General features: G+C 31.3%; 16 protein-coding genes, 1 rRNA gene and 1 pseudogene. 10 read left to right on the top strand and 8 right to left on the bottom strand.

Annotated elements, in window-relative coordinates; all coding sequences use genetic code 11:
- Positions 1-141, bottom strand: a 16S ribosomal RNA gene (locus N2251_RS01760); the annotation flags it as partial.
- Positions 142-952: 811 nt separating this feature from the next.
- Here N2251_RS01760 and thrS point away from each other — a divergent pair.
- The 5 genes from thrS to N2251_RS01735 all read left to right on the top strand — a co-directional run bounded on the left by thrS (position 953) and on the right by N2251_RS01735 (position 4,876).
- Positions 953-2,899 (top strand): threonine--tRNA ligase, encoded by a 1,947-nt coding sequence (gene thrS, locus N2251_RS01755; protein ID WP_260584965.1) that lies wholly within the window; start codon positions 953-955, stop codon positions 2,897-2,899.
- A gap of 72 nt (positions 2,900-2,971) precedes the next feature.
- Complete coding sequence (infC, locus tag N2251_RS01750) at positions 2,972-3,490, top strand: translation initiation factor IF-3 (protein ID WP_101043545.1); 519 nt, start codon at positions 2,972-2,974, stop codon at positions 3,488-3,490.
- A 45-nt stretch (positions 3,491-3,535) separates the two neighbouring features.
- A complete protein-coding gene (rpmI, locus tag N2251_RS01745; RefSeq protein ID WP_028887164.1) occupies positions 3,536-3,733 on the top strand; it encodes a 50S ribosomal protein L35 in 198 nt (65 codons plus the stop codon).
- A 105-nt stretch (positions 3,734-3,838) separates the two neighbouring features.
- Positions 3,839-4,183 carry a 50S ribosomal protein L20 gene (rplT, locus tag N2251_RS01740; protein ID WP_260584964.1) on the top strand — a complete coding sequence of 115 codons (345 nt, stop codon included), beginning with the start codon at positions 3,839-3,841 and terminating at the stop codon, positions 4,181-4,183.
- A 93-nt stretch (positions 4,184-4,276) separates the two neighbouring features.
- On the top strand, positions 4,277-4,876 hold the full coding sequence (locus tag N2251_RS01735; RefSeq protein WP_260584963.1) for a hypothetical protein: 600 nt from the start codon (positions 4,277-4,279) through the stop codon (positions 4,874-4,876).
- A gap of 75 nt (positions 4,877-4,951) precedes the next feature.
- Here N2251_RS01735 and N2251_RS01730 read toward each other — a convergent pair whose 3' ends face one another.
- The gene (locus tag N2251_RS01730) at positions 4,952-6,628 is read right to left on the bottom strand and encodes a formate--tetrahydrofolate ligase (RefSeq protein ID WP_260584962.1); all 1,677 of its coding nucleotides are present in this window, start codon (positions 6,626-6,628) and stop codon (positions 4,952-4,954) included.
- A 205-nt stretch (positions 6,629-6,833) separates the two neighbouring features.
- On the opposite strand from N2251_RS01730, the gene secDF reads away from it, so the two are divergent.
- From secDF to N2251_RS01710, 4 genes are all read left to right on the top strand, one after another.
- Positions 6,834-9,812, top strand: coding sequence for a protein translocase subunit SecDF (secDF, locus tag N2251_RS01725; RefSeq protein ID WP_260584961.1), 2,979 nt, complete (start codon positions 6,834-6,836; stop codon positions 9,810-9,812).
- Between the two features lie 87 nt (positions 9,813-9,899).
- On the top strand, positions 9,900-11,018 hold the full coding sequence (locus N2251_RS01720) for an adenylate kinase (RefSeq protein ID WP_260584960.1): 1,119 nt from the start codon (positions 9,900-9,902) through the stop codon (positions 11,016-11,018).
- Positions 11,019-11,065: 47 nt separating this feature from the next.
- On the top strand, positions 11,066-12,055 hold the full coding sequence (gene obgE, locus N2251_RS01715) for a GTPase ObgE (RefSeq protein WP_260584959.1): 990 nt from the start codon (positions 11,066-11,068) through the stop codon (positions 12,053-12,055).
- A gap of 416 nt (positions 12,056-12,471) precedes the next feature.
- Entirely contained in the window at positions 12,472-12,831 is a 360-nt protein-coding gene (locus tag N2251_RS01710; RefSeq protein WP_260584958.1) for a hypothetical protein, read from the top strand.
- A gap of 45 nt (positions 12,832-12,876) precedes the next feature.
- Here N2251_RS01710 and N2251_RS01705 read toward each other — a convergent pair whose 3' ends face one another.
- From N2251_RS01705 to N2251_RS01685, 5 genes and pseudogenes are all read right to left on the bottom strand, one after another.
- Positions 12,877-13,506, bottom strand: coding sequence for a M48 family metalloprotease (locus tag N2251_RS01705; RefSeq protein WP_260584957.1), 630 nt, complete (start codon positions 13,504-13,506; stop codon positions 12,877-12,879).
- Positions 13,507-13,577: 71 nt separating this feature from the next.
- Positions 13,578-14,591, bottom strand: a complete 1,014-nt coding sequence (locus N2251_RS01700; RefSeq protein ID WP_260584956.1) for an SGBP N-terminal domain-containing protein — start codon at positions 14,589-14,591, stop codon at positions 13,578-13,580.
- 74 nt (positions 14,592-14,665) lie between these two features.
- The gene (locus N2251_RS01695) at positions 14,666-15,982 is read right to left on the bottom strand and encodes a RagB/SusD family nutrient uptake outer membrane protein (protein ID WP_260584955.1); all 1,317 of its coding nucleotides are present in this window, start codon (positions 15,980-15,982) and stop codon (positions 14,666-14,668) included.
- A gap of 15 nt (positions 15,983-15,997) precedes the next feature.
- Positions 15,998-19,294, bottom strand: coding sequence for a SusC/RagA family TonB-linked outer membrane protein (locus N2251_RS01690; protein ID WP_260584954.1), 3,297 nt, complete (start codon positions 19,292-19,294; stop codon positions 15,998-16,000).
- Between the two features lie 5 nt (positions 19,295-19,299).
- Positions 19,300-21,120 (bottom strand): annotated as a pseudogene (locus tag N2251_RS01685) (zinc-dependent metalloprotease); the annotation flags it as partial.
- A 45-nt stretch (positions 21,121-21,165) separates the two neighbouring features.
- On the opposite strand from N2251_RS01685, the gene N2251_RS01680 reads away from it, so the two are divergent.
- The gene (locus tag N2251_RS01680) at positions 21,166-21,483 is read left to right on the top strand and encodes a DUF7768 domain-containing protein (RefSeq protein WP_260584952.1); all 318 of its coding nucleotides are present in this window, start codon (positions 21,166-21,168) and stop codon (positions 21,481-21,483) included.
- Positions 21,484-21,563: 80 nt separating this feature from the next.
- On the opposite strand, the gene N2251_RS01675 is transcribed toward N2251_RS01680, so the two are convergent.
- Entirely contained in the window at positions 21,564-22,304 is a 741-nt protein-coding gene (locus N2251_RS01675; RefSeq protein WP_260584951.1) for a DUF5117 domain-containing protein, read from the bottom strand.
- Between the last annotated feature and the right edge of the window lie 111 nt (positions 22,305-22,415).

Here is a 22,415-nt window from a genome sequence, read left to right as displayed (position 1 = left end):
TCCTGTACAAGGCAGATTCTATACGCGTTACGCACCCGTTCGCCGGTCGTCATCTGTGCAAGCACAATGTTACCCCTCGACTTGCATGTGTTAAGCCTGCCGCTAGCGTTCATCCTGAGCCAGGATCAAACTCTTCATTGTATATTTTAAATAATATTAATGAATAAGTTTCAAAAGAATTTGTTCTAACGAATTAGAACGTGGTTATTCTACTCTTTGTTTACGCTGTCAATTTCAATATTTTCAATGAACTTGGCGAGTCGCCAATGACAAGTATTATCTCATCTCTTTAACTCAACCTTTTTGTAGAAATGCTAGATTCGAACTAACTGATTCTTATTACAAAATCATTCCAAAATTTCTCTGATCGTTTCGCTTTCTTAAAGCGATTGCAAATCTATAAACTTTTCTAAAATTGACAAAACTTCTTTGAAGTTTTTTTAAAGTTATTTTTTGCTAAATTTTAATGAACTCCCGCATTTAAAACGGACTGCAAAGATACTCTCTTTCTTTCGATTTAAACAAGTAAAAATTAACTTATTTTTTACCTTTTTTTGAAGTTATCTTAATGAACTTTACTAAATTCTAAACACTCGTTTTTCCCTTAGCGGGTGCAAATATAGATTCCTTTTCTAACATAACAACTACCTTTTTTACCTTTTTTTTAAAGTATTTTACGCAACGTTGTTTTCTAGACACTTAACTCTAAAACTACATTGAATTTTTAACCTACTCATTATCGTATTAATCTTCGCGTGAGGGATTGAACGGCTTGTTTGAGCTCTTTTTACCATTTTTAGTAAAAAAGCGAGTAGTGAAAGCCCGACAATTTTAAAGAAATTGACACGCCATGAAAATAGCTCTCATATATATTGTATTAAAAACGCTTTTGCAATATCTTTGTGTTTTGAAAATTCCCACTTGTAAGGGAATTAAACATAACATACATATAATGATTAAAATTACATTACCAGACGGAAGCGTTAAAGAATTCGAAATTGGTGCAACATCAATGGATGTTGCTAAAAGTATAAGTGAAGGTTTTGCTAGAAATGTTATTTCTGCAAATTTTAACAGCACCACCATTGAAACCACTACCCCGCTTACTACAGACGGCTCTTTAATACTATACACTTTTAATGATGAGGGAGGGAAAAAGGCTTTTTGGCACTCTTCTGCACACGTATTAGCACAAGCTATTTTAGAATTTCACCCAAATGCGAAGTTAACGATAGGACCAGCAATTGATAACGGTTTTTATTATGACATTGATTTGGGAGAAGGAACAATTTCTGATAAAGATTTCTCTGCTATAGAAAAGAAGTTTTTAGAGTTAGCTCGGGGTAAACATGAATTTAAACTTCGTTCGATTTCTAAGGCTGATGCCTTAGCTTATTATAAAGAAGAAGGAAATGAATATAAAGTTGAATTAATTGAAAATTTAACTGATGGGGATATTACTTTTTGCGACCATAGTGATTTCACCGATTTATGTAGAGGTGGACATGTTCCTAATACTGGAATACTAAAAGCTATTAAAGTAATGAGTGTTGCTGGTGCTTATTGGAGAGGTGACGAAAAAAATAAGCAATTAACACGTATATATGGTATCACTTTTCCGAAGCAAAAAATGCTTACTGAGTATTTAGAGTTATTGGAAGAGGCTAAAAAACGTGACCACAGAAAATTAGGTAAAGAGTTAGAGCTTTTTACGTTTTCACAAAAAGTTGGAGCAGGATTACCTTTATGGTTACCTAAAGGAGCTGCCTTAAGAGGAAGACTTGAAGATTTTTTAAAGAAAGCACAAAAGAAAGCTGGCTACGAAATGGTGATGACGCCTCATATCGGACAAAAGGAACTATATGTTACTTCTGGTCATTATGCTAAATATGGTGAAGACAGTTTTCAACCAATAAAAACTCCTAAAATGGATGAAGAGTTTTTATTAAAGCCTATGAACTGTCCGCATCACTGTGAGGTTTATAACTTTAAACCTCATTCATATAAAGATTTACCAAAGCGTTTTGCTGAATTTGGAACTGTATATAGATACGAACAAAGCGGTGAATTACATGGATTAACTCGTGTAAGAGGTTTTACGCAAGATGATGCACATATTTTTTGTACACCTGAACAACTAGATCAAGAATTTAAAGAAGTTATCGATTTAGTACTTTATGTATTTAAATCTTTAGGTTTTGAAGACTTTACTGCGCAGGTTTCTATTAGAGATATGGAAAATCCAGACAAATATATAGGTGATGTTAAAACTTGGGAAATTGCTGAACAAGCAATTATAAATGCTGCAACAGATAAAGGTTTAGATTTTGTTATAGAAGAAGGTGAAGCTGCTTTTTATGGTCCTAAATTAGACTTTATGGTTAAGGATGCTTTAGGCAGAAGTTGGCAATTAGGAACCATACAAGTAGACTATAATTTACCTAAAAGATTCGAATTAACCTATAAAGGAGCCGATAATCAGTTGCATCAACCGGTAATGATTCACAGAGCACCCTTTGGTTCTATGGAACGTTTTATCGCTGTGTTATTGGAGCATACAGGCGGAAACTTCCCACTTTGGTTAACTCCAGAGCAAGTTATCTTATTGCCTATCAGTGATAAATATCAAAAATATACTAAAAAAGTTTTAACTTTGTTAGAAAATTCCGAAATTCGCGCCCTGGTAGATAGCCGAAGTGAGAAAACAGGAAGAAAGATTCGTGATGCAGAAGTAAGCAAAATACCATTTATGGTTATTGTAGGTGAAAAGGAAGAGCAAGACGGCACGGTATCTGTAAGAAAACACGGTGAAGGAGATATTGGAACATTCACTATAGAAGAGTTCATTTCTTTGATACAAAAAGAAGTTAATAAAACATTGGTTCCTTTTGGAAACTAAAAAAAGAATACTAATTTAAAATCATGAGTCATAGCAATTAGAAGAAGAGGCGGACGTAGACCGCTAAGGGTAATTAAAGAAGATCAACATAGAATTAATGATAAAATTAGATATGTTGATGAAGTTCGTCTTGTAGGCGAAAACATCGAAGTAGGTGTTTATCCTTTAGAAAAAGCCAAAGAAATGGCCATCGAACAAGAGTTAGACTTAGTTGAAATTTCACCGAAAGCTGTACCTCCTGTTTGTAAAATTATTGATTATAAGAAGTTTTTATACGAACAAAAAAAACGTGATAAAGCTTTAAAATCAAAGGCAACAAAAGTTATCGTTAAAGAGATTCGTTTTGGACCTCAAACTGATGAGCATGATTATGAATTTAAAAAGAAACATGCCATTAAGTTTTTACAAGACGGAGCTAAATTAAAAGCTTTTGTATTCTTCAAAGGACGTTCGATTGTATTTAAAGAACAAGGGCAAATTTTATTATTAAAATTAGCGCAAGAATTAGAAGAGCACGGTAAGGTAGAACAAATGCCTAAGTTAGAAGGAAAACGTATGATTATGTTTATTGCGCCTAAAAAGGCTAAATAAGTAAATCATTCACAATATATAAGCAAGATAAACTAAAAAACAAAGATGCCTAAAATTAAAACAAAGTCTAGTGCCAAGAAACGTTTCAAGATAACTGGTTCTGGTAAGATCAAAAGAAAGCACGCGTTTAAAAGCCATATCTTAACAAAGAAGTCTAAAAAACGTAAGCTTGCTTTAAGACACGCAACATTAGTACACAAGTCTGATGTAGCAAACATTAAGCAACAATTAGTTTTAAAATAATATTTTAAACTAATCTGTTAGCCAGGGAATTTAATTATTAACCATGGAGTTAGGCTCAATTAAGTATCGATATTCGATCGCCTACTACAAAAAACCATTTGAATTATGCCAAGATCAGTAAATTCAGTAGCCTCAAGAAGAAGAAGAAAAAAAATCTTGAAGGCAGCAAAAGGTTACTTTGGAAGACGTAAAAACGTTTACACAGTAGCAAAAAATGCGGTAGAAAAAGCGATGACATATGCTTATCGTGACCGTAAAAACAATAAGAGAAACTTCCGTTCATTATGGATTCAGCGTATTAACGCAGGAGCTCGTCAGTACGGAATGTCTTACTCTCAGTTTATGGGGAAAGTTAAAGCTAATAGTATCGAATTAAACCGTAAGGTTTTAGCCGATTTAGCTATGAACAACCCAGAAGCTTTTAAGGCCATTGTAGAAAAAGTAAAATAAGTTTCATATACTTGCTTATACTAAAAACCCAAACTTAAACGTTTGGGTTTTTTTAAACCCATTAGACTCAATATTTACATAAAATTCTCATCTATGAAAACTTTAAGAATTCTATTCCTAATAATATTAACGCAAAATATTACAGCACAAAATCGTTTATCTAAAGCTCAGGTAGAAGCATTACCTAATACGATAGAGAATCAGTTTACAAAAATTTATCGAATGTCAAATAACTGGCAAGAGTATAAAATGATTAAACGTACTCAGTTTGTAAGCTTTCAGAAAAACATATTAGATAGCATTTCTGTTATCAAAAAAGATGTTGTTACGAAACAACTGAAAATAAATGAACAGTTAAAAAAATCAGAGGCTTTAAAAGAAGAAATTACTACTTTAAAAAGTAATCTATCTGTATCTGTAGAAAAAGAAGATGCTTTTTCTTTCTTTGGGGTATTATTAAACAAAGGCACTTACAATACTATCCTTTGGAGTATTATTGGGGGATTACTAATTGGACTAGCTTTTTTTATTTTTAAATTTAACGGTAGCTACTCTATCACGAAAGAAACAAGAAATTTATTGGCTGATGTTGAAAATGAGTTTGAACAACACAAAAGAAATGCTATTGACAAAGAACAAAAGTTAAGACGCCAACTACAAGACGAAATTAACAAACAACGTGGTGTAAATTAGTTTACATATTTATTATAAAATAACAAGCCCCGAGTTTTTAACTCGGGGCTTGTTATTTTCACGATCTAAATCATTTTAAGACAATCCAGAAATAACACCATTATTATCAATACTCATATGTTCTGAAGCTGGTGTTGCTGGTAAACCAGGCATTCGCATCATCTTTCCTAAAATAGGAATTACAAATTGTGCGCCTGCTGCAATCTCTATTTCACGGACATTTATAGTAAAACCTTCTGGCCTTCCTATCAATTTATCGTCGTCAGAAAAAGATTTTTGTGTTTTTGCCATACAAACGGCAAAATCATTAAACCCTAATCTATCAATCCTTCTTAAATTCAATGCTGCTTTTTTCTCATAAGTAACAGCATCGGCGCCATAAATTTCTTTTGCAATCTTTTCTATTTTATCTTTTACAGGACTTTTCCAATCATACAAAGGTTTGAATTGTGTTGCTTTATTTTCAACTACATTAACCACTGCTTTCGCTAAATTTTTTGTTCCTTCTCCACCTTTTGCCCAACCTTCTGAAACAACTGCTTCAACACCTAGTTTTTTACAAGCATCAATTACAAAACTTACTTCTTCGTCAGAGTCAGAAATAAATGAGTTGATTGCAACTACTGGTTCTATATTAAATTTTCGAATATTCTCGATGTGCTTTTCTAGATTTCTGAATCCGTCTTTAACTTTTTCTAAACTAGGCGTATTGTATTCTTGTTTCTCTGCTCCACCATGGTGACGCAAAGCTCTAATAGTTGCAACCAACACTACACACTTGGGATTTAATCCTGCGTATGCAGATTTAATATTTAAAAACTTCTCTGCTCCTAAATCTGCTCCAAAACCTGCTTCTGTAACCACATAATTAGATAATGACAAGCCCATTTTAGTAGCAATAATCGTATTGGTTCCTTGTGCGATGTTTGCAAAAGGACCTCCATGAATAATTGCAGGGTTTTCTTCTAGCGTTTGTACTAAATTTGGCTTAATGGCATCTTTTAGTAAAATTGCCATCGCATCTTGCGCATTTAAATCAGCCGCAAAAACAGGCTTTTTATCAAAAGTGAATCCGATAAATATGCTTCCTAATCGTTTTTTTAAATCATCAAAATTCATTGCCATACAAAGTATTGCCATTACTTCGGATGCTGGCGTAATATTAAAACCATCTTCACGAGGAATACCGTTTCCTGTACCACCTAAACCTATCGTAATTTGACGCAATGCACGATCGTTCATATCGATAACACGTTTCCATAAAATAGTACGCGGATCTATATTTAGGTTGTTCGTTTGACTTTGTAAGTTATTATCTATCAAAGCTGCTAATAAATTATTTGCTTTTTCAATAGCGTTGAAATCACCTGTAAAATGCAAATTGATATCCTCCATTGGTACTACCTGAGAATATCCCCCTCCGGCAGCACCTCCTTTAATTCCGAATACCGGCCCCAAAGAAGGCTCCCTTAAAACCACGGTAGCTTGCTTACCTACTTTATTTAAACCTTCGGTTAAACCAATAGAAACGGTTGTTTTACCTTCTCCGGCAGGAGTTGGAGTTAAGGCGGTTACTAAAACTAAATTATTTTCTTTTACTTTATCTTCATCAATTAAGTGCAAAGGTAATTTAGCTTTGTATTTTCCATACATTTCCAAGTCGTCTTCTTGTACATTTAGTTTATTTGCTATATGCTTAATATGTTGTAAATCTTTTGCTTGTGCTATCTCTATATCTGTTAAATGCGCCATCGCGAATTGTATAATTTTAAGTGAATAGTTGTATTAAAAAAACAAGTAAATATACATAATATAATTCCTATTAAAACTGATAATTGTTAGCATAATTTAACTAAACATAGCGTAAACAGATAAATATGGTAAAAGAATTGGCAAATCTTTTTTGAAATACTATATTTGCACGTTTTAAAAAAGAACTCGAATTAAACTATTATAGATGCAGAACAAAGGTCTTATTAAATTATTTGCTGTCCTTTTCGGATTAGTAAGCTTATACCAACTGTCGTTTACATTTTTTGCTAATAAAGTAGAAGATAGCGCTAAGGTATATGCAAAAGAAAACGTTAAAGATAACAACGGTAGAGAGTTAGCTAGATTTGAAAGAAAATATCTTGATAGTGTTGCTAATGATAAAGTAGTAAATTTAGGCGTTGCTGAATACACTTATAACGACATCAAGGAGCGTGAAATGAACCTTGGATTAGACTTAAAAGGTGGTATAAATGCAATTTTACAAGTATCTGTAAAAGATATTTTAGTTGCTTTAGCTAATAACTCAAACAATACTGTTTTTAGAGAAGCTTTAGCAAAAGCTAGCGAAGCTCAAAAAGCAAGTCAAGATAATTACTTAGATTTATTTTTTAGCGAATTCGAAACTTTAAGTAACGGAACCGTTAAATTAAGTGATCCTGCAATATTCGGAACAAAATCTTTACGTGAAAAAATAGACTTTAATAAAACGAATACTGAAGTAAAAGAAGTTCTTCAAGAAGAAATCAATACTTCTATTAATACTTCTTTTGAAGTATTACGTAGCCGTATTGATAAATTTGGTGTAACTCAACCAAGTATTCAACGTATTGGTAACTCTGGTAGAATTCAAATTGAATTAGCAGGAGCTAAAGATATTGAGCGTGTTACTAAATTAATTACAAGTACTGCTGAATTACAGTTTTGGGAAGTATATACAAATGCTGAAATTCAAAACTTTTTCTTTGCTGCAAATGCAAAGGTTGCTGAATTGTTAAAAGACGACTCAACTACTGAGAAAGTTAAAGATTCTACAAAAACTGATGACATCGATGATTTATTAGGTGCATCTGCTGATTCAACTAAGGTTGAAAATCAAAAAAACTTATTTACTTACTTGTTTCCTAATGTAGCTCAAAACCAGCAACAAATGAGCTCTTTAGTAGCACAAGCTAGAGTACAAGACACAGCTAAAGTAAACAGTTTACTTGCTGATAAAAGCGTAAGAGCTTTATTACCTACTAATTTAAAGTACGTTAAATTCTTATGGGATTACAAAGCACAACCTAGTGCTGATGGAGCTGCAGAAATTATTGGTTTATATGCGATAAAATCTAACAGAAATGACCAAGCTACTATTGATGGTGATGTAATTGCTGATGCAAATCAGGATTTCGATCAATTAAGCAAGCCAGTTGTTTCAATGTTAATGAATGGTACAGGAACTAAGAAATGGGCGAAAATGACTAGCGAAAACGTTGGTAAATTTGTTGCTGTTGTTTTAGATGATTATGTATATACTGCTCCTGTTGTAAACGGAGCAATTACTGGAGGAAGCACTCAGATTTCTGGAGGAACGATGACAGTTGAAGAGGCGCAAGATATATCTACAGTATTAAAAGCTGGTAAATTACCTGCTCCTGCAAGAATTATTCAAATGGAAGTTGTAGGGCCGTCATTAGGTCAAGAATCTATTGATGCAAGTATCTGGTCATTCGGATTAGCTATCTTATTAATCTTAATATGGATGGTTTTATATTACGGTAAAGCTGGTTTATATGCAAATATTGCTTTATTAGTAAACATCTTATTTATCTTCGGATGGTTAGTATCGTTTAATGCAGTATTAACATTACCTGGTATTGCTGGTATTATCTTAACCATAGGTATGTCGGTAGATGCGAACGTAATTATTTTCGAAAGAATTAAAGAAGCCTTAAGTGGTGGTAAAGATTTAAATACAGCCGTTAGTGAAGGATTTAGTTTTAAAGGAGCTTTATCTGCAATTATTGATGCAAACATTACAACGTTCTTAACAGGTCTTATCTTATTTGTTTTTGGTACTGGACCAATTAAAGGTTTTGCTTATACCTTAATGCTAGGTATTGCAACTTCTTTATTTACTGCGATCTTTATTACTCGTTTATTTATAGACGGATCGGTTAATAAAGGTGCAAACTTAACTTTTAACACAAATATTTCTAAAAACTGGTTTAACAGTATTAGCATCGAATTTTTAAAGAAACGTAAGTTAGCTTACATCATTTCTGGATTCATTATTCTTACTGGTTTAGTTTCTATCTTTACTTTAGGATTAAAACAAGGAGTTGACTTTAAAGGAGGTCGTTCTTATGTTGTTCGTTTCGATCAACCAATGAACGCTACTGAAGTTGCTTCCTCTTTACAAGGTGCTTTTGAAGCTGCTCCTGAGGTTAAAACTTACGGTTCAGATAATCAATTAAAAATAACTACCGCTTTTAAAATTGATGAAGAAGGTACTGAAGTTGATGAACAAGTTCAGAATGCTTTATATACCGGATTAAAATCTCATTTAGGTACAACTTCTTACGAAGACTTTAAACCTGGATTTGAAAAAGCTGGTAGCGGAATTATGAGCTACATGAAAGTAGAGCCAACCATTGCTGATGATATTAAAAAATCTGCATTATGGGCGGTAATCGGTTCATTACTTGTAGTATTCTTATACATCTTATTACGTTTTAGAAAAATGTCTTATTCTATTGGTGCAGTAGCAGCAGTATTCCACGATGTATTAGTGGTATTAGGAGTATTTTCTATCTGTTACAAATTTATGCCTTTTGATATGGAAATCGGACAATCATTTATCGCAGCTATCTTAACAGTAGTTGGATACTCATTAAATGATACCGTGGTAATTTTCGATAGAATTAGAGAATATGCAGGAGAAAGCAAAACATTTACTGCTGGTTTAGTAGACAAAGCATTAAGTAGCACTTTAGGAAGAACAATAAATACCTCTTTAACTACATTATTAGTAATGTTAGCTATCTTCTTCTTTGGAGGGGATTCTATTAAAGGATTTATGTTCGCATTAATCGTAGGTGTAGTTGTAGGTACGTATTCATCATTATTCGTAGCAACACCAATTATGTTTGATGCTTCTAAAAAAGAAGACAAAGAATAATATTCTTATATAGATTACAAAAACCGTTTTGAATAATATTCAAAACGGTTTTTTCATTTACAATCAAGCAACTATCTTTGCAGTCTGATGAAAATTACAAAACTCCACGATTTATACTTTAAAGAATTCATTTCTTCAAATGAAATAGCTACTGTTGTTAAAAAATTAGCACAGCAAGTAAAAGCCGATTTACCTAAAAATGAAGTTCCTTTATTTATCGGTATTTTAAACGGATGCTTTGTTTTTACAGCCGATTTTTTACGCGCGTATAAAAGCGATTGTGAAATTAGTTTTGTAAAATTAGCATCTTATGAAGGTACAGCTTCAACAGAAAATGTAAAGAAATTAATTGGTATCAACGAAGATCTAACCAACCGAACGGTAATTATCTTAGAAGACGTTATTGACACAGGTACCACTTTACAGGAAATTTACGAAATTTTCGAAACCAAAAAAATAAAAGAACTAAAAATAGTCACTCTTTTTTACAAGCCTGATGTATATCGAAAAGAACTGCCAATAAACTATATCGGAAAGAATATTGAAGATAAATTTATTGTAGGATACGGTTTAGATTACAAAGGCTATGGTAGAAATTTACCTGCTATTTATCAATTAACAACACAACCTAAAATGAAAAACATCGTATTATTTGGCCCTCCAGGTGCCGGAAAAGGAACACAAGCCGATTTATTAAAAGAGAAGTATAATTTAGTTCATATTTCTACCGGAGATGTTTTCCGTTTCAATATCAAAAATAAAACGGAATTAGGCTTACTTGCTAAAACGTATATGGATGACGGAAATTTAGTTCCGGATGAAGTAACCATTAATATGTTAAAAGCAGAAGTAGAAAGGAATGCAGATGCAAACGGATTTATTTTTGATGGTTTTCCAAGAACAGAATCGCAAGCAAAAGCTTTAGATGCTTTTTTAGGTGAAAAAAACGAACGTATTAACGGAATGGTTGCTTTAGAAGTTTCTGAAGACTTATTAGTTGATCGTTTGTTGGAAAGAGGAAAAACGAGTGGAAGAACTGATGATACTGACGAAAGTAAAATCAGAAATCGTTTTAACGAATACAATACCAAAACAGCAATTTTAAAAGACTTTTACCAAGAACAAGGTAATTATTACGGCGTAAACGGTGTAGGATCTATAGCAGATATTACAAAACGTTTATCAGACGTATTTGATACATTATAATTTACATAAAGAAAAAGAAACTTCTTTTTCTTTAAATATTTGAAACAATGACTGAAGGAAATTTTGTTGACTATATAAAAATCTACGCATCTTCTGGTAAAGGAGGTCGAGGATCAGTACACTTACATCGTGAAAAATTTATTACCAAAGGAGGTCCTGATGGAGGAGATGGTGGTCGAGGTGGTCATATTATTTTACGTGGTGATAAAAGTATGTGGACACTTTTTCATTTAAAATTTAAACGTCATTTTAGAGCAGAACCAGGTGGTGATGGTAGTGCAAGTCGTAGTACTGGCCACGATGCTAAAGATATTATTGTTCCTGTACCATTAGGAACAATTATCCGTAATGCCGATACTGACGAAATTTTACACGAAGTTACCCACCACGAACAAGACATTGTTTTATTACCAGGTGGTAAAGGTGGCCTTGGAAACTGGCACTTTAAATCGTCAACAAATCAAGCGCCACGTTATGCACAACCAGGTATTGATGGTACTGATGGCTGGTTTCGTATTGAACTTAAATTGTTAGCCGATGTTGGTTTAGTTGGTTTCCCTAATGCAGGTAAATCTACTTTACTCTCTGTATTAACAGCTGCAAAACCAAAGATTGCTGATTATGCATTTACTACTCTAAAACCAAATTTAGGTATTGTAGAACACCGTAATCACAAGAGTTTTGTAATGGCAGATATTCCTGGTATTATAGAAGGTGCTGCTGAAGGAAAAGGATTAGGGCATTATTTTTTACGTCATATTGAGCGTAACTCAACCCTATTATTTTTAATTCCTGCGGATAGTGATGATATTAAAAAAGAGTACGAAATTTTATTAAACGAATTACGTAAGCACAATCCTGAATTGTTAGATAAAGATCGTTTATTAGCTATTTCTAAATCAGATATGCTAGACGATGAATTAAAAGAAGAAATTAAACAAGACTTACCAGAAGGTATCGATGCCTTATTTATCTCGTCTGTAGCCCAATTAGGTTTACAAGAATTGAAAGATAAATTATGGGATGTATTAAATTAATATTCTTTCTACAATAAACTTTATGAAAAGCAACCTCAAATGAGGTTGCTTTTTATTCTTATTTTTTTATTATTAAATAATAAACGTATATCTTTAAGTACTTTACACGAAAGTAGGTTATTTTACTAATTTAAACACTCAAGTAAATGATCGAAAAAATCAGAAAGAATTCGGATTATATTTTGCTTTGTCTATCTCTAATAATTATTACATCAGTAATATTTTACTTATTTTTTAATTGTAAAATTATTGACGGAACAGATAAAATACTTGCTGCTCTGATTCCATTACTTCCCTTAATAGTAGGTATTTTTCAAATCTTATTAAATCAAATTAATTAAAAAAGAAATAAACTTTTTGAGCTTAGATACCAAGAACTTCAAAACCAAATAACATTATTACAAAAAATCACTAATTTGATTAGCGAGAATATAATAAATTATTCAATTACCAATATTCATGAGTTAGTAAGTCAACTAATGAATCTTCTTAATGAGTTTATAAATTTCAATCGATTTCAAAAGGAGTTCTTATTCAAAGGGATTACTGAGAAAGAATCCGCAAAAAAACTAAAAGACATTTTACAGAAAATTCTAGAAAGAACTGATGAATTCAGAAAACAAATTGACGATAATAACAAAAATGAGTCTCCAAATATTAAATTACATAAAATTAAATGGCACAATGATATTAAAGGCTATTTAAAAGAACTAGATGAAAAGAACATCACTTATGACTATCTCAATGAATTAAAAGGTTTTCTAGAAGTACCATAATAATCTCTTATAAAAAACAAAAGCGCCCTCTGGGACGCTTTTGTTTTAATCCATATTCCATATCTTTTCAAAAATTTCTTCAAAAGCTATGTTTGGATCTTCATTAAAGCTTTTTTCAATATACAAATTCATTAGCTCTACTCTATCTACAGCACTTGGATGTGTAAATATTTCTGGTCCTAATAAAGATTGAACTACTTCTAAATTCTGTTTTAATTCTTCTCCTAAAGTTTTCTCTTTGGTTAGCATTAAATGTATCGCAATTAAATCTGCTAAATACTCTGCTTTTTTATAATCATTTGTTTTAATTCCAGAAGGTATTTGCGAACCTAATTCAAACTTTTGTGCTTGATTAAGTGTTACGATATGACCTATTTCATGAGATAACACATAAACTTTTATATACTCTTTATCATAGTCTACTAATCCTTGACTTACTTCAATATAACCGTCTGCTGCTCCAGCATTAATAGAACTATCTTCTTTATCTATTCTAAAATCATTAGGTATCATTATATCTTTATATGCACTAAATAGAGGTTTTATTCTTTCTTGATACAATTTATTTAGTTGCTCTTCATTTGTCAACTCTATAGTTATATCTTCGTTTTTTGTAGCACTTGTTTTACAGCCGGTTAGTAAAATAGTTATTAATAATATGGTTAATCTTTTCATAATAATAAATTTGCATAAAAAAAACACCCCTAAAATAAATTTTAAGAGTGCTTAACTAGGGGAAACATCAATTAATTCAAATATGTATATGTTACATTAGTATTAATGAACCCAAATACTACATATGAAGCAGTTAAAGGATACCCGTCTGTATTATATGTATAAACTACAGGTGTATCAGTTGAAAAACTACCTTGTACAGGGTTATTTACATTAACCTCTGATAGGCCAACTCCTACATTAATTTTAGCATAAGATGAAGGATATAAACCTTTAAATGGGTTATTTTTGTTGTCGTAGTTATTCTCTAATGTTTCTGCTCCAATTGTTGTTGTTTTAACATTTCCTGAAGCATCATAAGTATAACTTGTATTTGTTACTCTATCATTCTCTTTGTTTATTCTTTCTTTTTTTTCTAATCTTTTATCATCATTATAAGTGTAAGAAAATGTGTAAGACTCAGTACCTTCATCGGTCTGTTTAGCACTTATTATTAAACCTTCATCATTATATGTATATATAACACTTTGTGTATCTGATTCTCTTTTTATTATTTGATTTTTATCATTGTAAACATAGGTATAAGTTGTGGTAGATCCTCCTGCTTCTTCTGAATAAGATTTCATAAAATTAGAAACATCATCATAAGTATAAGTCGTTTTGCTTTCGCTAAAATCGTCTTTAAAATGATAAGTTGCTATCTGTGAACCACTACCCACTTCTCCACGAATATTTATGGTTACGTTATATACTTTATCTGTACCATTTTCGGCAGTAACAACAAAAGGCATTTCTTGTCCATCTACAAAACTTACAGCTTGCCCTGACGCAGGAACAATTGTAGCATTTTCAGATATCGTTATATTCGTAACCAAATCTGAAATGTTCGTTTTATAAGGAACACTAATAGTAATATTATTTCCTAAGTTATAAATAACATCATCTTCATTTAAGCCTTCAAAATTAATTTTGAAACTTGTAATACTATTTAACGATGATTGAGATACGCTATCTTTATCATCACTAGAACAACCTATTATTATAAGTGCTATAATTAAAGATAAAAAAGGGAAAACTTTTTTCATAATGTATATATTTAATTTGTTAATTTTTGAGTGTCAATTATTTTAATCCGTTTGACACTTACCGGAGTTATATTTTAAAAATTGGGATTATTTATTTTAGCATCATTAGGAAATTGTATTACGTACCGATCATCATTTTGTTGTAATGTATAATTTGTACCTTCATACCATTTAATTATTTTTGGCTGCAAGGTTCTTTTTAAATCATTCCAACGATGTCCTTCAATTGCCAACTCACGCGCTCTTTCTTCTAATAATTCTTTGTAAAAATCTTCTTTATTTAAAGAGTTTATGAATGTTATATATGTAGCCACCTTAGACGGGGTATATCTATTTTCAGCTACTTTTAACAACTCTAATTTTGCTAAAGCTAATTCATTGTTTTGTAGATAAGCTTCTGATAAATTAAAATATAATTCAGCAACTCTAAAAGTTGACTTATACTTTAAATTTGCTGTTTTGGCTGGTCTATAAACGCTTCCGTCTTTCTTAAAGTACAAATTAAACCTTAAGTCATTTGTTCGATCATATTTATTTAATAGTTGATCTGAAACTGCAGCATTACTTGCTATATCAAACGATGATACTTGATCTAATGCTAAAATAGATTCTACAGAACTAAACTCTGATGGCATGATTGAATCATCTATATTTAAATCTTGTATTGTATTTTTTATAGCAAGTGCCTCTTTACTTGCGATGATAGCTTTTTGCCATTCTTTTTTATATAAATACACTTTCGATTCTAAACTTTTTAATGCAATCTTTGAAAATCTATAGTTTAAACCAGTAGCTTGTTGTTCAATATTTAAACGTGCTTCAGCATTAGAAAGATCATTTAAAATCTGTACATAAACTTCCTCAATTGATTGAATATCATATTTTTGATCTAAGTTATATTCAGTCACTATAGGAATACCGTTATCACTGTTAGCTGAAGTAGTGCTATATGCTTTTGCATATAAATTAACTAACTGAAAATATTGTAGTGCTCGTAATGCATAAGCCTCTCCTACCAGCTGGTTAACAGCTGTTACGTCACCAGTAATTTCAGTTTCTTTTTCAATTACATGATTTGCATGAAAAATTATTTTATAGAAACTAGCGTATGAAAAAGGAGTTGTTAATGGTGAGGTGTTTGTATCATTCCATAAGTAAATATCTTCATATTGCGATGATCCTGGAGAGCTTTTACTCAACTGTAATTCATCAGCTCTATATGTTGTTAAAATATGATTATTTTTTTTGGTTCCGTAAGCTGTAGTTAAAAAACTTCTATAATCTTCTACTGATTTAGGTATTACTTGACCAACTGGCTCAATATCTAAATAATCATTGCATGAAACTAGCGTAATTATTGTTACAAATAATATGTATATGTATTTTTTCATCTTTATATGTATTTTTTAAAAAGAAAGATTAAATCCGAAAGAAATAATTTTTGGTATTGGTTGTGAATATGAACTACCAAAAGTTTCTGGGTCAAAATATCCGTCATAATCTGTTCCAAAAACAAATAGATTTCTCCCTTCAAGGTTAAAACTTAACCTTGAAACATTCATACTTTCTAAATATTTACTTGGCACACTATATCCAAACTTTATACTATTAACTCTTATGTATGAAATTTTATCTATCCATATATCTAAGTCTCTGAATGTATTACCTGTATCATATGTGTGATACCAATTATACACTAAGTCTGTTTCAAACCCAGGAGTTGTACTACCAATCAATGCAGGGTAATTTCCTGTACCTGCTTTTAAAATTTCTTTATTATAATTATAAGTAGGACTTACTTGTGTAGGATGGTATGTTGGTGTTCTTTTTACAGTTTGATTTATATTAAAATTAGTTGCTATGCTTAGACTAAAATCTTTGTATTGAAACTTATTAATAAAACCTCCACTAAATTCAGGATCTGCATTACCTACATAAGTATATAAATTTCTATGCTCTTCTCTTGTTAATTGATTTCCATCAACCCCTTCTGATAAGTTATAAAAATCTACCGCTGTTACTTTATTACCATCTTTCCAAAACAATGGCAACCCATTGCTATCTAAACCTGCTGTTTTTATAGCGAAAACTCCGTTAACTCCATATCCTAATAAAGAAGGTTTAAAATCGTTCTCTTTTATTTGAATTTTCTCTACTCTATTCTTATTGTGTGATATATTAAAACTTGTACTCCACTTAAAATCATCATTTACTATATTTTTAGTATTAATAGCCAACTCAACACCTTTATTACTTAATGTTGCCCAATTTGTGTTAATAAAATTGAAACCAGATTCTAGAGGTATTGCTTGTAATCCAATTAAATCAGAACTTTTACGATAATAATAATCTGCTGATACGTATACTCTATTATTAAACAAACCTAAGTCAAACCCTACATTTGATGAGATTGTTTTTTCCCAACGTAAATCTTTGTTAGGAGCAGATATTACATTAATTCCTTGTTCAGAATTTCCTGGTAAAATAGTAACATCTTTATACTCTCCAACCACAAAAGGAGATGTTGATTTATCTATATTTCCTTGCACTCCATATGAACCTCTTATTTTAAACTCTCTTATTGCCTCTATATCAAAAAAGCTTTCTTTAGCGACATTCCAAGAACCTGCAACTGACCATAAAGGTAAGTATCTAAACTCTGGGTTTACTCCAAATAAGTTTGAACCATCATATCGTAAGCTTCCAAATATTGTATATTTTCTATCGTAAGTATACGAAGCTGTTCCAAAGAAAGATGCATATGCATTTTCGTTAATTGTTTTTTTGTAAGGATTAAACAATTCATTTTCTAAAGCTCTTTCATCTGTTATTGGTATGGTTCTTAAAGTATTGCTGTTAAAACCAAACCCTTTTGTATGAATTTCTGTACGCTTGTCTTCTCTAAACTCGGTACCTAGCATCACATCAACTTCATGAATATTATTTATAGAAGTGTTGTAATTTAAAGTAGTTTTCCAATTGTATTGAAAAGCATCACTATTCCAATTTTGATTTATACCTCCTTGTGGCATAAAAAAAGCGTCGTTCCCATCTTCATCTTGATATCTAGACCCAAATCTGTATTTTCTAGTATAGTAACTGTTTTTACCTCCAAACTTTTCAGTTTGATCAAAATCGAACTGCATACCTAACTGCGTGTACAATCTTAAAGTCTTATCAAATTTATATGTAAGGTCAATTATTGGTTTAATAGAATACGATGTAAGCTCTTGATTTGTATTCTGTCTTTCTTCTAAAGGATTATAATTTAAATTTAAATCTGACCTTTCAATTAAATCTGGATCATAATTATAACTACCATCAGTATTATATGGTGTAAAATAAGGGTTTACTCTTCTTGAATAATTTGCTGGGTTTGTGTATGCATCAATCCCTGTAATATATGATGTGCTTTTATTTCTACTTGCAAAAACTGATACTCCAATATTTAGCTTATCATTTACATCATAGTCATTTTTAAAAGTAAGGTTATACCTATTTAATCCAGTTCCTTTTGTTGTTCCTTCTTCATCAAAATACCCTAAAGAAAAATAATACCTTGATTTTTCACTTCCTCCTGAAAGTGTTAACCCATACTGTTGATTTATTGCTGCTTGATACAATTCATTACCCCAATTAGTATTTTTATTTCTTAAATTATTAATAGCATTTTGGGCTAATGGGTTTATACTTGAAAAACCATTGTTTTGAAAGTTATCATATTCTCCGAAAGCTTGTAAAATACGAGATACTCCACCTCTTTCGCTTTGATATACTAAATCTGACCTACTTGCTAAACCTAATTCAAAATCTACTTTTTCAGAAGCATTCATTAGATTTAATTTATCAAAATTAGGTCTTAAAGTTAAAAAAGAACTTGCGTTAAAATTAATTCTCATTTCGCCTTTTTTACCTTTTTTTGTAGTAATTACAATTACTCCATTAGCTGCTCTAGCTCCATAAATGGATGTTGCTGAAGCATCTTTTAAAACTGTAATTTCTTCTATATCATCAGGATTTATACCTGCTATAGGGTACGATCTTAAATTATCAATATTATCTTTATCTGTAAAATCTTTAGGTATATCATTTCCTTGTAAAGGAATTCCATCTAAAACCCACAAAGGATCTGAAGAGCCATTTAAGGTTGAAGTACCTCTAATTTGAATTTTTGCTGGAGCTCCAGGTGCGCCACTAGTTGGTTGAACAAGTACTCCTGAAATTTCTCCAGAAAGCATTTGATCAATATTAGCCGTACCAGCACGTTTAACATCATCTGTTTTTATTTTAACATAAGAGGAAGTCACTTTTCTTTCTTCAATCTTTTGATATCCTGTTACAATTACTTCTCCTAAAATTTCTTCCTTTTCTTCTAAAGAAATTATGAGGTTTTTACTCTTATTCTCAACATTAATTTTTTGAGTTTCAAAACCCATATATGATATTATAATGTATTTTATATCTTTTGATCCCTTAAAAGAAAAGTTTCCATCAAAATCAGTTGTCGAACCTATCATTGAAGCTCGAATAATACCATCTATATTGGTTTTACTACCAATCATTTTTGTTGATGCATAAACCGAAACACCCGGTAAAGGATCCATTCTTGACGCATCTATAATTGTACCACTAATTGTTTTCGTTTTTTGTGCAAAAACAGAAAGTGAGATAAAAAATAGTATGTAAAATATTTTTTTGTTCATAATTATTAGTTATTCAGGTTATATTCAATTCTAGCTATCATATCATTATAATGGTTTTTTGTAGCTACATTTCCTTTCTTTCTTTTCTTTTTTAATAATTTTAAGATTCTTTCTAATTCTGCTCTTTTATTTGAACCCGCATCTGACACTCTGGGTATGTAAGTAAAGTGTACATTTTTAAAGTTCTTATGTTCGTTTGTTAATGTTGTTTGTTTTGTTTTCTTTAATAATATGTTTCTATCAACAGTTAATACGTCTACATAATTTTTTTGAGTCATACGATCAAACATGTCTAAAATTTCATTCTTAATTGTTTTTTTAAAAACAGCTTTAAAAAGTTTATTAAATAAATATTCTTCTGTAAAAACTTTTTTATTGTCAGGCGTTAACACTTTGTTTTCAGCAATTCTCATTAATCTATCTGTTTCAATAAGACGATAAATCATGTTTGTTTGATAGGCTCGATGCATTGAGACCGGAGAGTAAAATCGTTCACCATCTGGTGCATCTCTAACAGGGTATACTTTATGAATTAAATCTGGGGTAAACAGCCATTTTTGTGGTAAAATCGCTTTATTTATTATATACTCTAATGATTTTTTTTGAACCTGTACAGGAACTGGCACAAAGGTGTTTTTATTATCACCATAAATAGTATTGTTGATATAAATTCCTCCGATATTTGCCATAACGTGATTATTGTATAATACCCACTGATCTATTACTGCTTTATATAACTTAGATGCTCTATAATAATCTTCTCCTTCCTCCTTTGTCCATGTTAAAATATTAGGAACAATTCTTTGTAAGTTTTTTAATCCGTACTCACTTGCTTTTACTGCATCATCACCTAAATCTTCACTTTGCGACCTTGGGTCTATAACCTTTCTTTGTTGTGGGCCATAAAAATATAATGGATCATTTTCATGTTTTCTTATCCATTGGTTTAGTATTGGTAATTCTTCATGAGCTGTTTTTCCTTCTAACCAACGGTACCCCCAATTAATAGCATACTTATCATACACTCCAATTTTCGGACTAATTTCGGTTACATTATCACCTGGTTGAGCTACATAATTATAACGAGCATAATCCATTATAGATGGTGCAGTCCCTCCCATTTTCTTAGTAAAACTAGCTGATCTTAATGAATCTACGGGGTAACTAAATGATGCTCCCATGTTATGTTTTAATCCAAAAGTGTGCCCTACTTCATGAGACGATACAAATTTAATAGACTCCCCCATTATTTCATCTGAAAAAACATTAGCTCTTGCTTCTGGGTTTATAGGCCCTGTTTGAACACGAATCCATTGGTGTAGACCTTTCATTAAATTATGCCACCAAATGATATCTGACTCTAAAATTTCTCCACTTCTAGGATCTACTATTGAAGGTCCCATTGCATTTTGTCTTTCTGATGCCACGTAAGTAATTACAGAATAACGAACATCGTCAATGTCAAAATCTTTATCCTGTTTCGTAACTTGTTTAACAACTACTGCGTTTTTAAAACCAGCCTGTTCAAAAGCTTTATTCCAATCATAAACTCCATTTTCAATATATGATATCCATTTTTTTGGCGTTGCAGGATCTATATAATATACTATTTGTTTTTTAGGAATTACTAATTCTCCTTTTTTATATCTTTCGATATCTTCTTTTTTGGGTTCAAGCCTCCAGCGTGTAATTAATTCACGATGTTCTACTTCATGCTGATTATCAGAATAATAATCCATTGGTTTACTAAAGTAACCTATTCGTTTATCACCAAAACGCGGCTTCATTATATTAGTTGGCAACAAAACTATATTGGTAGTCACACCGTAAACGTATAACATTAGTAAAGGATTAATTAAAACAAAAGTTAAATGAAAAGAGTAATATTAGAAAGCCCATACGCTGGGGATATACAGCGAAACATAAAATACGCTCGTGAATGCTTAAAAGACAGCCTAAAACGTGGGGAAGCACCAATAGCAAGCCATTTACTTTATACACAAAAAGACGTTTTAGATGATAACATACCAGAAGACCGAAAACTTGGCATTGATGCTGGGCTTGCGTGGAAGAAAGTAGCTGACCTTCATGTATTTTATGTTGACTTTGGAATGAGTGACGGAATGAAGTATGCAAGCGAATACGCAAAAGAACAAAACATTGATATAGAGTACAGAACCCTTTATTAATGTTATACATTGTTGTGTGCCGAAAGGCTTGTAGTAGGTGGTGCAAAGATAGAGAGGCTCTTTGCTAAGTGAGGCGTGCGTTAAATATGCTGGTAGTAAAAATGAGGAACTAACAGCCACCTATTACACACAACTACTGATAAAGATAACGCTGCACTTTTCCCTTCAGATACAGAAGTTGTTAAAAGAGATTTTACTACTATATTTTTAGAAAAAGTTTTTACGCCCTCAATCTTTGATAGTTTTGTTTTAACACTACCACCTAAACCTATATTTGACAATAAATCATTAAAACTTTTGTCGTTCCCGTCAAAAACTCTGTTTACTTTAATTAAAGCCGATGTTTTCTTTTCGTTTTCTGACTCAATTTTAAACCCCTCTATAATAGATTCTCCAAAATTATCATGTACTGAAAGTGTAATTGTATTATTTTTTGGAGAAGTTACTCTTGGGTTAATTGTTTTTACCCAAACCTTATTTAATACTGTATCTTTATAAAACCTAATTAATTTAGTTTCATAAGCCATCCCTTTATTTAATCCGTGTCCGTTTAGTGCATAAGGAACTTGAGAAACTTTATTGACAATTAAAAAGTCTTTTGATAATAACGAATCTGGAATCTCAAAATAGATATCTTCTTTTAATCTATAAACGTTAAACAATCCTTCTTTCTTACTTCCTTCTTTTTGTAATTTCTTGTACGAAACCTTGCTAGTACTTTTAATAGTATCTTTTTTCTCTTCTTTATTTTGTGCTGTTACTACTGTAGTAAAAAACACAAAGAATAAACCAAGTACTTTTAAATTATTAATGTTCTTCATTTGAGAATACCTCTTCATAAATTATTTTGATTAACCAGAAACCAAATGTAGAACTGAAGATGCTTTTTAAAAACTAAATGAGAGTGAAATAACTTTTTTAAGGAGTGAGTT

The sequence above is a fragment of the Tenacibaculum haliotis genome, assembly GCF_025215075.1.
Lineage (GTDB): Bacteria > Bacteroidota > Bacteroidia > Flavobacteriales > Flavobacteriaceae > Polaribacter > Polaribacter haliotis_B.
Note: the sequence above shows the minus strand (reverse complement) of the source record. Positions and strands in the feature narration are given on the sequence as shown.

What these genes read in the sequence shown, in the direction of transcription:
- N2251_RS01690 (WP_260584954.1), bottom strand. Translation starts at nt 19,294, where the DNA reads ATGAACAAAAAAATATTTTACATACTATTTTTTATCTCACTTTCTGTT.
- rplT (WP_260584964.1), top strand. Translation starts at nt 3,839, where the DNA reads ATGCCAAGATCAGTAAATTCAGTAGCCTCAAGAAGAAGAAGAAAAAAA.
- thrS (WP_260584965.1), top strand. Translation starts at nt 953, where the DNA reads ATGATTAAAATTACATTACCAGACGGAAGCGTTAAAGAATTCGAAATT.
- N2251_RS01735 (WP_260584963.1), top strand. Translation starts at nt 4,277, where the DNA reads ATGAAAACTTTAAGAATTCTATTCCTAATAATATTAACGCAAAATATT.
- rpmI (WP_028887164.1), top strand. Translation starts at nt 3,536, where the DNA reads ATGCCTAAAATTAAAACAAAGTCTAGTGCCAAGAAACGTTTCAAGATA.
- secDF (WP_260584961.1), top strand. Translation starts at nt 6,834, where the DNA reads ATGCAGAACAAAGGTCTTATTAAATTATTTGCTGTCCTTTTCGGATTA.
- N2251_RS01680 (WP_260584952.1), top strand. Translation starts at nt 21,166, where the DNA reads ATGAAAAGAGTAATATTAGAAAGCCCATACGCTGGGGATATACAGCGA.
- N2251_RS01705 (WP_260584957.1), bottom strand. Translation starts at nt 13,506, where the DNA reads ATGAAAAGATTAACCATATTATTAATAACTATTTTACTAACCGGCTGT.
- N2251_RS01700 (WP_260584956.1), bottom strand. Translation starts at nt 14,591, where the DNA reads ATGAAAAAAGTTTTCCCTTTTTTATCTTTAATTATAGCACTTATAATA.
- obgE (WP_260584959.1), top strand. Translation starts at nt 11,066, where the DNA reads ATGACTGAAGGAAATTTTGTTGACTATATAAAAATCTACGCATCTTCT.
- N2251_RS01720 (WP_260584960.1), top strand. Translation starts at nt 9,900, where the DNA reads ATGAAAATTACAAAACTCCACGATTTATACTTTAAAGAATTCATTTCT.
- N2251_RS01675 (WP_260584951.1), bottom strand. Translation starts at nt 22,304, where the DNA reads ATGAAGAACATTAATAATTTAAAAGTACTTGGTTTATTCTTTGTGTTT.
- N2251_RS01730 (WP_260584962.1), bottom strand. Translation starts at nt 6,628, where the DNA reads ATGGCGCATTTAACAGATATAGAGATAGCACAAGCAAAAGATTTACAA.
- N2251_RS01695 (WP_260584955.1), bottom strand. Translation starts at nt 15,982, where the DNA reads ATGAAAAAATACATATACATATTATTTGTAACAATAATTACGCTAGTT.